The sequence below is a fragment of the Citrobacter sp. MGH 55 genome, from assembly GCF_016906145.1.
Lineage (GTDB): Bacteria > Pseudomonadota > Gammaproteobacteria > Enterobacterales > Enterobacteriaceae > Citrobacter_A > Citrobacter_A amalonaticus.
In genome coordinates this window covers 1416037-1430758 of record NZ_CP070239.1, presented here as the reverse complement: position 1 = coordinate 1430758, position 14722 = coordinate 1416037, and the positions used below count along the sequence as shown (strand labels likewise).

Below are 14722 nucleotides of genomic sequence, written 5' to 3'. Positions count from 1 at the left end.
GATGAATAACTGTAGCGGGAAAGGGGCGTTTTGACTATGTACCCGTCAGGGAAAGATGAAGGAAAAAAAGGCGATGCCCTGAGAGCATCGCCTTGTTCTGGTGTGATATTTCTCGGTTTCTTAGAAGCTGTATTTCACCCCGAGCATCGCAGAGGTATCGCTGTAGCTGTTGTCGCCCATTTGCTGCGCCACGTTACCCCACACCTGCAGACGCGGGTTGATTTGCCCTTCAATACCCACTTTCAGCTCACCAATGTTACGTGTCCCGCTGATGTCATCCTTGATGGAGCCCATCTGTACGGTCTGGTTATTGGTGTTGTGGATCCAGTTCGCTTCAATGAACGGCTGGAAATCACGGCCTTTATCGGTATCTTTCTCCGCATGACCTTTCAGGTAAGCACGGACGCCGAGGCGAGTCATCAGGTTGCCGTCAGTTTTGTCTTTAACCACCGTCCCGTTGTGCTCACGGTGTGAATCGGCCTGCACGTCCATCCAGATAACCTGCGCTTTCGGTTGGATCCAGTAGGTTTTATTTTCACTTTCCCCGACCAGGAAGCTATAACCGCCTTCAACAGACGCCGTGATACCGTCGGATTTGTAGTTTTCGCTGGCCAGATGTTCGCCACTAACGGTGTTATCAAACCAGTTATACAGTACCCAGCTATCCAGATAGGTCCCGGTCTTATCCGCTTCATTGGCATACCAGGTGGCATACAGACCGACGCTGTAACCATCTACCTGTCCACGAGACGAATAGCCAGTGTAACTGTTACGGGTTTTACTTTTCTGGTTGGCATAACCCGCCATGGCACCCAGATGCCAGCGATCGAGGCCGTCGCTACTCCACTGTGCCAGGTCGCCGCCTAACTGCAGAACATAACGGTTAGCGTTGGTTTTCAACTGCCCGCTGCCGTCAGTAAAGCGATTATGGCCACCTACATTACGCATCCACATGGTGGTGACTTTTTCTTCGCCAGTCAGCATATCGGTATACTGAGTCTCACCCAGACGGTCATGCAGACGGGTGATAAACATCGTATTGGCCGCATAGTTGTTCGCCAGATAACTCCCGAATTCAGGGCGATACTGGTGCTCGACGGGACCCGGATATACTGGCGGTCCTGGAGGATCAGTTGGGTCTGGCTGCGCGGGATCGGGATCCGGCTCAGTCGGTGGTGGCGGAGGCGGCTCCACTGGCGGCGGATCCACCGGTGACAGCTCGCTGGTCAGATACCAGTCACTGGCTTTTTTCACCACGTCATAGTCGTACGCACCGGCGACGATACGCCCTGATTTGGTAAAGGTACCGTCAGAGTTTCCGGCAACCTCAACAATTTTAATCCCATCGACGGTCAGTTCACCCACACCACCAATGTTGTTGATGCCCACTTTGGTATTACCGGAGGTATCGCCCTGAACAATCAGCATGTCAGTTAATGAACCGTCCCCTTCCAGTACCGTGTTCAGCACTAACAGCGCGTTGGTCCCGATGTAGTTTCCGACCACAGTCAATGTCTTGAAGGTTCCCGCATCATCGCGAGACACGCCGTCAGGACTGTAGCGCAGCGTCGCCTGATCCAGCGTCAGATTAGAGACCACGGAATTTCCAGTCATCGTCCATTCGCTGCTGGCACCCTTCATACTCAAATCCAGCGAGCCGTGGTAGGTTGCATTACTATTCTCTTGTGAAGAATCGGCTTTGCCTACAAAGCGGCTTCCATCTTCCATACGCAGATCCATGGTGCCGCCATAATAAGCACGTAAATTGCCTTCAATGTCGTACACACCTGAGTCAGCCGTATCGGTAGCGTAATCCCATGAACGAATGACGCCCTGCGAACCATATGCGTAAATGGCATAAGCGCCACTGTCAGTCACCTGAATTTTCGTATCGCCACCCAGGTTCACCGTTGCGGACTCAGTAGATGAAGACGCATAAACGCCGTGCGCAGTGACACCAGAGGTTTTTAAATCAACGTTATTTAGGTTTATGGTTCCTTTACGCCCCACATACACTGCATGTGCATTTCGACCTGACGTCGTGACTGACGTCGCGCCATTGAGCGTAATATCCGCATTTCCTCTTGCCGTTCCTGTCAGTTGTGCAGGATCTCTACCTGCATAAATACCATAACCTGTATTCATGCTTCCGGGACCACGAGTAACAATATCCGTATTCCCATGAATAATTATGGATGACTGGGCATTGTCTTTATTCGCCGATGCGTTAGCACGTAACCCCATTCCATTTTCAGCATCAACGGTCACGTCGCCATTGACTTCAACGATTGAATAATCCGCCTGGAGTTCACGACCGATATTTATACCATCAGCGCTACTTCCTGTTGCGGTGATGTAAATATTATCGGCAATCAGCTTGCCCCCAGCATTTTTAGAATGGATTCCATCTGCTGCAGTGCCTGTGGTATTGATAACCAGATTTTTGAATTTATAACCAATATTATCAATATAGACACCCCAACCTGTTAGGCCAGCAGTAGTACCTTCTGAAGTTGTATCAATACGCACTTCATCAAATCCAGTGTAATCCCTTGCCGACCCGCCAAGTGGATTGCCGTAGTGATAGATTGTGGTGTTATCGCAAAAGAGTTGAGCAGTGGTGGTGTAACCGCATGCCGCAGCGACTTGCCCGCTAAATCCTCCGAGCGCCAGCGCACTGGCGATACAGAGTGCCAATTTCCCCGGTGAGGGTGGTTTGCATTTCATTTTTTGTGTTTTCATAGGAATACCTTTTCCGTACTACTCTTTTTTCGGATAAGAGCATAAAAGACGCAGTAAAAATTAATTAAAAGGCAAAGCGGGTCCGTTCATCTTTAAAACCTTAAAGATTCACTTACCTTAAAATTATAAATCTTTCCTTTTGCGCGATTAATACAGTTATTCAAAGGTTATGTCAACGGAGGTTGAACTGACGAAAAAGGAAAAATAATAAGAGAACATCCATTTATTTATATTATTCCTGGGCGTCTTTTTAATGAATAAAAAGAGTGCGTAACGAGGGTAAAAAAAGCTTACGAATCAATGCGCATTAAAAGCACAATTTGATACTTCATGCGAGCTTTAGGATTTTTATACATAATACCAGGACGTTTAACTATTTATATTTTTTGTGATAAGAACCGCCTGAACAGACGGTTTATTTAAAAGGAGTCTGTTACGAAGAAACGCCATCATCCTGGTCTGGGCTCACCTGAACGATTTCAACCTGATGAGACTGAAGAAGCGTATGCAGAGCCGGGCCAGGGAGTTCATCAGTAAACAACGCGGTTACCGCAGAAACATTGCCAATTTCTACCGCCGCCGAGGCGTGGTATTTCGTATGATCGGCAGCAAGCAGAATATGGCGGGAGTGAGCCATCATCGTCTTCACCACGCTGGCCTCATTGACGTCAAATTCCAGCATCGCGCCATCGCTTTCAATCGCCCCGACGCTGGTGACGAGGTAGTCCGCCCGGAAATCAGCGACAAACGCAGTCGCAGAAGGGCCAATAATCCCGCTGTTATGTGGACGCAGCGTTCCACCGGGGACCATCACTTCGAAACGGGGATTGTTATAGAGAATATGCGCAACCCGAAGGCTGTTGGTGATGATGCGCAGATGATTGTGGTTCAACAACGCCCGCGCCACCTGCTCTACGGTAGTGCCAATGGTGATGAACACCGTTGAACCATCTGGAATGTAGTCCGCCACCGCTTCCGCGATGGCTTTTTTCTCTTGCGTCCACGAGACTTCACGTTGCTCAAAGGCGGTATTCACGACGCTTGATGCACGGCCTGCGCCACCGTGATGACGGGTAATCAGCCCCTGTTCGCTTAATTTACGGATATCACGGCGCACCGTCTGCGTAGAGACATCCAGTAAACCCGCCAGTTCGTCAATGTTCATATACCCACGCTCACCAACGAGTGATAGCAATTGATCATGCCGTGGGTTACCGGTCAGTTCGGTAAAACTCATGAAAATTCCTCGAAAAACCATTGCCCTGCATTTTATACAAAAAGTGACAGAAAAGATCGGGTTTGATCACAGTCAGGAATTCCCGCACGCCCACCTGGTCGGGTACATTTCAGCGCCGCCACCCCACTGGCGAACCTGACCGCGTCTTTCAGTTCGCTTCCTGATGCGAGGCTGAATGCCAGCGCACCGTGGAAAACATCGCCTGCCCCGGTTGTATCCACCACATCCACCGCAAAACCGGCCTGGTGTTGCAGCGTGCCATTTTCTATCCAGTCACACCCTCCACTACCTTGCGTGACGTAGACATGTCCATTTGTGAGCGTTTGTGATTGTTTCAACGCATTAGCGGTCTCATTGATGCCAGTCAGGCGCGCCAGACCCGGGGCCGAAAACACAGCATGATCGCTTAAGGCCACTAGCTCGCTGATGTCCTGCGGCGTCACATCACCATCCAGCAGTGTCTTCACGCCCGCCTGATGCGCCAGCGTAAAGGCCTGCTTTGCCCCTTCATGCCAGCGAACGTCCGCCAGTACGATATCCCACTGGGAAAAGTCGATGTCATTGAGCCAGTCGGCCTCCGCCGGCAAATCGGGGCTCGGGAAATTGACGATAATCCGCTCCCCTTGAGCATCAACCATGATTGCCGATTGCGACGACTTTGCCCCCGCATAGCGCCGGGTGTAACGGGTATTGACCCCCAGAGATTCCAGCTCCGCCAACAGGTGTTTTCCGGTGTCGTCATCGCCCACACGGCCAATAAAGTCTACCTGTGCCCCTAACTTCGCCGCTGCCACTGCGGCAGTGGCGGCTGGTCCACCGCCCACCTCGGTATAACGACGCGCCACATATTTACCGCCTACAGCCGGTAACGTTTCTACGTAATAGATGCGATCCAGCACGGTAATACCTACACAAGCAATACGAATCATGGTCGTTCCTTAAGCATTTCGGGATGAGATTATTTTAATTCCACAAAATGTTTAAAAAGTGACGGCTGTCAATTTTTTGACCATAAATTACAAATACGATCAAAAACAGACAGAAACAACCGGTCATAATTGACAAAAAATGACACCACCGTCTCAGGAGAACGATATGGCAGTCATCGCATTTATCGGATTAGGACAGATGGGCGCCCCAATGGCGAGCAACTTACTCAAACAGGGTCACCAACTCAGCGTTTTTGACGTTAACCCCGATGCCGTCCAATGTCTGGTCGAAAAAGGGGCACAATCCGCCCGCTCTCCAGCACAGGCCGCAGAAGGCGCTGAGTTTGTCATCACGATGCTGCCCAACGGCGATCTGGTACGCAGCGTCTTATTGGGCGAAAACGGCGTTTGCGAACGCCTCTCCCCACAAGCGCTGGTGATCGATATGTCAACCATCCATCCCTTGCAGACTGACAAGCTGATCGCCGACCTTCGCGTTAAAGGCTTCGCCATGATGGATGTCCCGGTCGGGAGAACCTCGGATCACGCCGTTGCCGGTACATTGCTGTTGCTGGCGGGCGGCACACCAGACCAGGTCGAGCGCGCCACACCGGTACTGATGGCAATGGGCAATGAACTGATTAACGCCGGAGGTCCCGGGATGGGGATCCGCGTGAAGTTGATTAACAACTACATGAGCATTGCGCTGAATGCCCTGTCAGCCGAAGCCGCCGTGCTGTGTGAAGCGCTGGGTCTCTCCTTCGATGTCGCGCTACAGGTCATGAGCGGGACACCCGCCGGTAAAGGTCACTTCACCACCTCGTGGCCGAACAAAGTGCTGAAAGGCGATCTTTCCCCGGCCTTTATGATCGACCTGGCCCACAAAGATCTCGGCATCGCGCTGGATGTCGCCAACCAGCTGCACGTTCCTATGCCGCTCGGCGCGGCGTCCAGGGAAGTTTATAACCAGGCGCGAGCCGCTGGCCGCGGGCGGGAAGACTGGACCGCCATTCTTGAACAGGTTCGCACGACAGCCGGACTGAAAAACCACCATTGACAGGTAAAAAGGACTGAAGAATGACCACGTACACCCTGAAAGATATCACCAGACCTTCCGGCGGTTTCGCCATGCTGGCCGTTGACCAGCGTGAAGCAATGCGCCTGATGTTTGCCGCCGCAGGCACGCCAACGCCGGTCACCGATCAGCATCTTACTGATTTTAAAGTCAATGCTGCAAAAATTCTCTCGCCGTATGCCTCCGCGATCCTGCTTGACCAACAGTTTTGCTACCGCCAGGCGGTAGAGCAGAACGCCGTTGCCAAAAGCTGCGCCATGATTGTCGCCGCCGACGCCTTCATCCCGGGTAATGGCATCCCCGTCGACAGCGTAGTGATTGATAAAACCATCAATCCGCAAGCCGTCAAGCAGGATGGCGCGAAAGCCTTAAAGCTGCTGGTGCTCTGGCGCAGTGATGAAGACGCGCAGCAACGTCTTGAAATGGTGAAAGAATTTAATACGTTGTGCCATAGCCAGGGTCTGTTGAGCATCATCGAACCGGTGGTCCGTCCGCCGCGTCGCGGCGATCAATTCGATCGTGAACAGGCAATTATCGACGCCGCCAAAGAGCTGGGCGACAGCGGCGCCGATCTCTATAAGGTCGAAATGCCGCTGCAGGGTAAAGGCACGCAGCAAGCCCTGCTCCGCGCGTCTCAACACCTGAACGAACACATCAATATGCCGTGGGTCATTCTCTCTTCCGGCGTTGATGAAAAGCTGTTTCCACGCGCGGTCAGCGTTGCGATGAGTGCTGGCGCTTCTGGCTTCCTGGCCGGTCGTGCGGTCTGGTCATCGGTGATTGGCCTGCCGGACAGCGAGATGATGCTGCGTGATGTGTCTGCACCTAAATTGCAACGCTTAGGTGAAATTGTCGATGAAATGATGGCCCGCCGCCGTTAATACGAGGATCAAAGCATGAAATGGTTTAACACCATGAGCCACAACCGCTGGCTGGAGCAAGAAACCGATCGCATCTTCAATTTTGGTAAGAACGCGGCGGTGCCAACCGGATTCGGCTGGCTGGGTAATAAAGGACAGATCAAAGAAGAGATGGGCACGCACCTGTGGATCACCGCCCGCATGCTGCACGTCTATTCCGTCGCCGCAGCGATGGGCAGACCGGGCGCTTACAGCCTGGTCGATCACGGTATTAAGGCCATGAACGGCGCGCTGCGGGATAAAAAATACGGTGGCTGGTACGCCTGCGTGAATGATGAAGGCGTGGTAGATGCCTCCAAACAGGGATACCAACACTTTTTTGCACTGCTGGGCGCTGCCAGCGCGGTCACCACCGGACACCCTGAGGCCAGGAAACTGCTCGATTACACCATTGAAGTCATTGAGAAATACTTCTGGAGTGAAGAAGAGCAAATGTGTCTGGAATCCTGGGATGAAGCGTTTAGCAAAACCGAAGACTATCGCGGCGGCAATGCCAATATGCACGCCGTGGAAGCCTTCCTGATTGTTTACGACGTCACCCATGACAAAAAATGGCTGGATCGTGCGATCCACATCGCCTCGGTCATCATTCACGATGTCGCCCGCAAAGGGGAATACCGGGTCAATGAGCATTTCGACGTGAACTGGAACCCGGTCCGCGACTACAACAAAGACAATCCCGCCCACCGTTTCCGCGCCTATGGCGGCACGCCAGGCCACTGGATTGAGTGGGGCCGTCTGATGCTGCATATCCACGCCGCGTTAGAAGCGAGAAGCGAACAACCGCCCGCCTGGTTACTGGAAGACGCAAAAGGTCTTTTCCACGCCACCATTCGTGATGCCTGGGCACCCGACGGCGCTGACGGCATCGTGTACACCGTTGACTGGGATGGCAAACCCATTGTTCGTGAACGGGTGCGCTGGCCGATTGTAGAAGCAATGGGTACCGCCTATGCGCTATATACGGTCACGGGCGATCGCCAGTACGAAACCTGGTATCAGACATGGTGGGAATACTGCATTAAGTACCTGATGGATTACGAAAATGGTTCCTGGTGGCAGGAGCTGGATGCGGACAACAAGGTCACAACCCGGGTATGGGACGGTAAACAGGATATTTATCACCTGTTGCACTGTCTGGTTATCCCACGTTTACCGCTGGCACCGGGCCTTGCTCCTGCGGTTGCTGCCGGTCTTCTGGATATCAACGCCAGGTAAGCAACGAGGATAGCAGCCATGCATAGCGGTGGAAAAACACTTCATCTTCAGGCCGGGCACTACTGCGCGAAAATAGTCACAGTTGGCGCCGGATTAGCAGAACTGACGCACCGTGGGCGTCACGTCGTTATTCCCCATAAGCCGGAAGAGATACCGTTGGCGCATTTGGGAAAAGTGCTAATACCCTGGCCAAATCGCGTGGCAAAAGGCTGCTATCAACATAACGGCAAGCGCTTCCAGCTTGCTATTAACGATCCGGTTACGCATAGCGCTATTCATGGATTACTGGCCTGGCGGGACTGGCAGATTAATCAGCAGTCAAAAACGGAAGCGTCACTGACGATTTTTCTGCCGCCTTCTTATGGTTATCCCTTTGCGCTGGTTTCAGAGGTGATTTATCGACTGGAGGAAACACACGGGCTGCATGTCTTTATTCGTACGCAGAATCTGAGTGACGAAATCGCACCGTATGGTGCCGGAGCCCATCCCTATTTGACCTGCAATCTGCACCCCATTGATGGTTGTGAATTGACGCTTCCTGCGAGTGAAGAAACAGGTAGTGAACGGGATTTCACAACGCCGCGACGCATTGCAGGAACCTCTATCGATCATACATTCAGGGTCTTGACACCTGAGGTTGAGTGGGAAGTCAGGATGACCTGTGCCTCACAAAACATAACGACTTTTTTACGCAGCCATCAACCCTGGCTGCAGGTATATACCGGCGAGAAATTAGCAAGGCGTGGTCTTGCAGTGGAACCGATGACCTGCCCACCCGATGCCTTTAACTCCGGAACAGGCCTGATTTATCTCGCGCCAGGAGAAATACATCAGATGCATTTTCTCATCGGCAGTGAATAAAAGATTTCCGACAAATTACCGAATTACCCTATTTATTACGGAGACGATGATGAATTCGTTACAACAACGGTCAACCCCTTTAGAGCTGACGACGTTACAGAATGGATTTACGCTAACGTACCACCAGCGATTAATTTTACGTCACAGCGAAGCAGCCCCCTGTCTGTGGGTTGGTGCTGGCGTCGCCGATATCGACATGTTTCGTGGCAACTTCAGCATTAAAGACAAACTTAACGAGAAAATTGCCCTGACCGATGCCACGGTCAGTGAATCAGCCGACGGCTGGCGAGTACGCTTTAGTCGTGGTGATGCCGTCAATGCGACGCTGCATATCTCCACCGATGAAGCGGGTCGTTTGCAACTGGATCTGCACAATGACGATCCCGACCATAACCGTATCTGGCTGAGACTGGCGGCTAACCCGGATGACCATATCTACGGTTGCGGCGAGCAGTTCTCTTACTTCGACCTGCGTGGCAAGCCGTTTCCACTGTGGACCAGCGAACAGGGTGTGGGCCGAAATAAGCATAGCTACGTCACCTGGCAGGCCGACTGCAAAGAGAACGCAGGCGGCGACTACTACTGGACCTTCTTCCCACAACCCACGTTTGTCAGTACGCAGAAGTATTACTGCCACGTTGATAACAGTTGCTACATGAATTTTGACTTCAGCGCGCCGGATTATCACGAACTGGCGTTGTGGGAGGAGAAAACCACCCTGCGTATTGAATGCGCCGACACCTATATCGCGCTGCTGGAAAAACTGACCGCGCTGTTAGGTCGCCAACCAGAATTACCGGACTGGATTTATGATGGCGTCACGCTGGGCATTCAGGGCGGCACCGAAGTGTGCCAGAAGAAACTGGATACGATGCGTCGCGCTGGCGTGAAGGTAAACGGCATCTGGGCGCAGGACTGGTCCGGGATCCGCATGACGTCATTCGGTAAGCGCGTGATGTGGAACTGGAAGTGGAACAGCGACAACTATCCACAACTGGACAGCCGTATCAAACAGTGGAACGCCGAAGGCGTGCAGTTCCTTTCATATATCAACCCGTATGTCGCCAGCGATAAAGACCTGTGCGCCGAAGCGGCAAAGCACGGTTATCTGGCAAAAGATACTTCCGGTAATGATTATCTGGTTGAATTTGGTGAGTTTTACGGCGGCGTGGTTGATTTGACCAACCCGGCGGCCTACGACTGGTTCAAAGACGTCATCAAGAAAAACATGATCGCACTCGGCTGCGGCGGCTGGATGGCGGACTTTGGCGAATACCTGCCGACCGACACGGTTCTGCATAACGGCGTCAGCGCGGAGATCATGCATAACGCCTGGCCTGCGCTGTGGGCAAAATGTAACTACGAGGCATTACAGGAAACCGGCAAACTCGGCGAGATCCTGTTCTTTATGCGCGCAGGCTATACCGGCAGTCAGAAATACTCGACCATGATGTGGGCGGGTGACCAGAACGTGGACTGGAGTCTGGACGATGGACTCGCCTCCGTTATTCCCGCTGCCCTGTCGCTGGCTATGAGCGGTCACGGCCTGCACCACAGCGATATTGGCGGCTATACCACCCTGTTTGAGATGAAACGCAGCAAAGAGTTGCTGCTGCGCTGGTGTGATTTCAATGCTTTCACGCCCATGATGCGCACCCACGAAGGTAACCGTCCTGGTGATAACTGGCAGTTTGACAGCGATGAGGAAACCATCGCCCATTTCGCCAGAATGACGACCGTGTTTACGACGTTGAAGCCGTACCTTAAGCAAGCCGTCGCGCAAAACGCCGCAACTGGCTTGCCAGTTATGCGTCCGTTGTTCCTGCATTACGAAAACGATGCGCGTACCTACACCCTGAAATACCAGTACCTGCTGGGGCAAGACCTGCTGGTCGCTCCGGTGCATGAGCAGGGCCGCAGCGACTGGACGCTGTATCTGCCGGAGGATCATTGGGTGAATCTCTGGACAGGTGAAACGCAAAGTGGCGGCGAGGTAACCGTGGATGCGCCATTAGGTAAACCGCCAGTCTTTTATCGCGCGAAAAGTGAGTGGGCGTCGCTGTTTGCATCTTTACGCCACATCTAATAAGGCTCGCCCATGGGAAAACTCATGGGCAAATGAGGGATAATCATGAGTCAAAACATAACCAACCCGGCAACCCTACGCTTGCCCTTTAAGGAAAAACTCGCCTACGGGATGGGTGATTTAGGTTCCAATATTCTTCTGGATATCGGTACGCTCTATTTACTGAAGTTTTATACCGATGTTCTCGGTTTACCGGGCACCTATGGCGGTATCATTTTTCTTATTGCCAAGTTTTTTACCGCGTTTACCGATATGGGAACCGGTATTATGCTCGATTCACGACGTAAAATCGGTCCAAAAGGTAAATTCCGTCCTTTTGTTATGTACGCTGCGTTTCCGGTGACCCTGCTGGCTATCGCTAACTTTGTCGGTACACCGTTTGAAATCACCGGAAAAACGGTCATGGCGACCGTCCTGTTTATGCTCTACGGACTGTTCTTCAGCATGATGAACTGTTCCTATGGCGCAATGGTGCCCGCCATCACCAAAAACCCGGACGAACGCGCCTCGCTCGCTGCCTGGCGGCAGGGTGGCGCGACGCTTGGCCTGCTGCTGTGCACCGTCGGTTTTGTGCCGGTCATGAACCTGATCGAAGGCAATTCGCAACTGGGGTATATCTTCGCCGCGACGCTGTTCTCGTTGTTCGGGTTGTTCTTTATGTGGTGCTGCTATGCCGGGGTGAAAGAGCGCTATGTCGAAGTGAAACCTGTCGACGCGGCGCAAAAACCGGGATTATTGCAGTCCTTTCGCGCCATCGCCGGTAACCGTCCGCTTTTCATCCTGTGTATTGCCAATCTCTGCACGCTCGGCGCATTTAACGTCAAGCTGGCGATCCAGGTTTATTACACCCAGTACGTGCTGAACGATCCGATTTTGCTGTCGTGGATGGGCTTTTTCAGCATGGGCTGTATCTTCATCGGCGTCTTTTTAATGCCGGGGATGGTGCGTCGCTTTGGCAAGAAAAAGGTCTATATCGGTGGCCTGCTGATCTGGGTTGCAGGCGATCTCCTCAACTACCTCTTCGGCGGAGGTTCGGTCAGTTTTGTCGCGTTCTCCTGCCTGGCATTCTTCGGCTCTGCGTTTGTGAACAGCCTGAACTGGGCGCTGGTTTCCGACACGGTGGAATACGGCGAATGGCGAACTGGCGTGCGTTCTGAAGGGACGGTTTACACCGGTTTTACGTTCTTCCGTAAGGTTTCACAGGCGCTGGCCGGCTTCTTCCCGGGATGGATGCTGACCCAAATCGGCTATGTGCCTAACGTGGTGCAATCGGCGGGAACGGTCGAGGGGTTACGGCAGCTGATCTTTATTTATCCCTGTGCGCTGGCGGTCGTCACCATCATTGCAATGGGCTGTTTCTACAATCTCAACGAAAAAATGTATATCCGTATCGTTGGCGAAATCGAAGCCCGTAAACAAACGATTTAAAACAATAATATCCAACGCCCTACGGGGCGTTATGAGAGGCGATTATGTCTGACCATGATCCGCTAACGCTAAAACTGAGCCTGCGTGAGAAGTGCGCCTACGGCATAGGTGATTTTGGCTCAAACCTGATGCTGTGTATCGGGACGCTGTATCTGCTTAAGTTTTATACCGATGTGCTGGGGATGCCTGCGTATTACGGCGGCATAATCTTCCTGGTGGCGAAGTTCTTTACTGCCTTTACCGATATATTAACCGGTGTATTGCTGGATTCACGCCGTAATATTGGTGTAATGGGTAAATTCCGCCCCTTCATACTTTATGCCTCTTTTCCCGTGGCGCTGGTTGCCAGTGCGCAGTTCTTTGCCACGGACTTTACCTTAACGGTGAAGACGACGCTGGCCACCCTCCTGTTTATGCTGTTTGGTTTGTTTTATAGCCTTATGAACTGCTCTTATGGTGCAATGGTGCCTGCTATCACCAAAAACCCGCACGAACGCGCCCAGCTTGCCGCCTGGCGTCAGGGCGGCGCAACCATTGGTCTGCTGCTGTGTACCGTCGGCTTTATGCCGATTCAGGCGTTGTTTACCCGTTCGCCGTCGCTGGGCTATTTAATTGCCGCGCTGATTTTCTCCGTGTGCGGACTGTTCAGTATGTGGTGGTGTTTCCGTGGCGTTAAGGAACGTTACATCGAAATCGTGCCAGATCACCATAAGCCTGGCATTCTCAAGTCGTTCTGCGCGATTTTCCGCAACCCACCTCTGTTAGTGCTGTGTATTGCCAATCTGTGTACGCTGGCAGCGTTCAACATCAAACTGGCGATCCAGGTCTATTACACACAGTACGTTCTGAACGATATCCATTTGCTCTCATGGATGGGCTTCTTCAGCATGGGGTGCATTCTGGCAGGTGTACTGTTAGTACCCATGACCGTAAGGCGTTTCGGTAAAAAACAGGTTTATCTCGGAGGGCTAACGCTCTGGGCAGTTGGGGATATCCTGAATTTCTTTTGGGGCGGAACCTCATTTTTATTCGTCACCTTTTCCTGTGTAGCCTTCTTCGGTACCGCCTTCGTGAACAGCCTGAACTGGGCGTTGGTGCCGGATACCGTGGATTACGGCGAATGGAAAACGGGGATTCGCGCAGAAGGTTCCGTCTATACCGGATATACCTTTTCGCGCAAGATTTCCGCTGCGTTGGCGGGGTTCCTGCCCGGAATGATGTTGACCCAGATTGGTTATATCCCCAACATCGCGCAAAGCGACGCAACCTTACTGGGATTACGCCAGTTAATTTTTCTTTGGCCCTGTGGTCTGGCGATTATTGCTGCACTGACCATGGGTTTCTTTTATAAGCTTAACGAAGCGCGTTTCGCTTTTATTATCGAGGAAATAAATCAACGAAAAAAGAACAACACTCGTTCTGACGTAACCAATAACAATAAAAACATCGCTACTGTAAATCTTTAAACAAATCTTGCCGCTATTTCCATCCAGATGGATGGCGGCTTCCCTACGCTTAAAAAATGGATTTATGATGAAAACATTACATACTCTCATTCTGTTATCTTCAGTGATATCCACCTCTGTAGTTGCTGGCGCTTATGTCGAAAACCGGGAGGCGTATAATCTGGCATCCGATCAACAAGAGATCATGCTGCGCGTTGGCTATAACTTTGACATGGGTGCGGGCATTATGCTCACTAATACCTATACGCTCCAGCGTGAAGACGAGTTAAAACACGGCTATAACGAGATCGAGGGCTGGTATCCGCTCTTCAAACCCACGGATAAATTAACGATCCAACCTGGCGGGTTGATTACCGACAAGAGTATTGGCTCCAGCGGCGCGGTGTATCTGGACGTGAATTACAAATTTACACCGTGGTTTAATCTGACGGTGCGTAACCGCTACAACCATAATAATTACAGCTCGGTCGATTTAAATGGCGATCGGGATAATAACGATACCTATGAGATCGGCAACTACTGGAACTTTATTATTACCGATAAATTCTCGTATACCTTTGAACCCCACTATTTTATGCGGGTGAATGATTTTAATAGCAGCAATGGCAAGGATCATCACTGGGAAATTACGAATACCTTCCGTTATCGGATCAACCAGAACTGGCTGCCCTACTTCGAACTGCGCTGGCTGGACCGGAACGTAGAACCCTATCACCGCGAACAAAATCAGATTCGCGTTGGGGTTAAATATTTCTTCTGA

Annotated in this window: 11 protein-coding genes; 8 read left to right on the top strand and 3 right to left on the bottom strand. The window is 51.8% G+C overall.

The genetic code is table 11. The features are described from left to right. Positions 1 to 120 precede the first annotated feature (120 nt). The 3 genes from JTI98_RS05770 to JTI98_RS05760 form a co-directional block, all read right to left on the bottom strand. Entirely contained in the window at positions 121 to 2742 is a 2622-nt protein-coding gene (locus JTI98_RS05770; RefSeq protein ID WP_216082027.1) for an autotransporter outer membrane beta-barrel domain-containing protein, read from the bottom strand. A 433-nt stretch (positions 2743 to 3175) separates the two neighbouring features. Beyond that, positions 3176 to 3979 (bottom strand): DeoR/GlpR family DNA-binding transcription regulator, encoded by an 804-nt coding sequence (locus tag JTI98_RS05765; RefSeq protein WP_044257161.1) that lies wholly within the window; start codon positions 3977 to 3979, stop codon positions 3176 to 3178. Between the two features lie 32 nt (positions 3980 to 4011). Next, a complete protein-coding gene (locus JTI98_RS05760; RefSeq protein WP_216082026.1) occupies positions 4012 to 4908 on the bottom strand; it encodes a sugar kinase in 897 nt (298 codons plus the stop codon). A gap of 166 nt (positions 4909 to 5074) precedes the next feature. Here JTI98_RS05760 and yihU point away from each other — a divergent pair, with 166 nt between their 5' ends. The 8 genes from yihU to ompL all read left to right on the top strand — a co-directional run bounded on the left by yihU (position 5075) and on the right by ompL (position 14722). Next, positions 5075 to 5965 (top strand): sulfolactaldehyde 3-reductase, encoded by an 891-nt coding sequence (yihU, locus tag JTI98_RS05755; RefSeq protein ID WP_044326765.1) that lies wholly within the window; start codon positions 5075 to 5077, stop codon positions 5963 to 5965. Positions 5966 to 5985: 20 nt separating this feature from the next. Further along, positions 5986 to 6864, top strand: coding sequence for a sulfofructosephosphate aldolase (gene yihT, locus JTI98_RS05750; RefSeq protein WP_216082025.1), 879 nt, complete (start codon positions 5986 to 5988; stop codon positions 6862 to 6864). Positions 6865 to 6879: 15 nt separating this feature from the next. After that, on the top strand, positions 6880 to 8121 hold the full coding sequence (gene yihS, locus JTI98_RS05745) for a sulfoquinovose isomerase (protein WP_044326763.1): 1242 nt from the start codon (positions 6880 to 6882) through the stop codon (positions 8119 to 8121). Between the two features lie 18 nt (positions 8122 to 8139). After that, positions 8140 to 8982: an aldose-1-epimerase gene (locus JTI98_RS05740; RefSeq protein WP_216082024.1), complete on the top strand. Its 843-nt coding sequence runs from the start codon at positions 8140 to 8142 to the stop codon at positions 8980 to 8982. A 49-nt stretch (positions 8983 to 9031) separates the two neighbouring features. Then, the gene (locus JTI98_RS05735; protein WP_216082227.1) at positions 9032 to 11068 is read left to right on the top strand and encodes an alpha-glucosidase; all 2037 of its coding nucleotides are present in this window, start codon (positions 9032 to 9034) and stop codon (positions 11066 to 11068) included. A 45-nt stretch (positions 11069 to 11113) separates the two neighbouring features. Beyond that, on the top strand, positions 11114 to 12496 hold the full coding sequence (locus tag JTI98_RS05730; protein WP_042998851.1) for an MFS transporter: 1383 nt from the start codon (positions 11114 to 11116) through the stop codon (positions 12494 to 12496). Between the two features lie 44 nt (positions 12497 to 12540). Continuing rightward, positions 12541 to 13962, top strand: a complete 1422-nt coding sequence (locus tag JTI98_RS05725; RefSeq protein ID WP_044257152.1) for an MFS transporter — start codon at positions 12541 to 12543, stop codon at positions 13960 to 13962. A gap of 67 nt (positions 13963 to 14029) precedes the next feature. Next, positions 14030 to 14722 (top strand): porin OmpL, encoded by a 693-nt coding sequence (gene ompL, locus JTI98_RS05720; RefSeq protein WP_042998849.1) that lies wholly within the window; start codon positions 14030 to 14032, stop codon positions 14720 to 14722.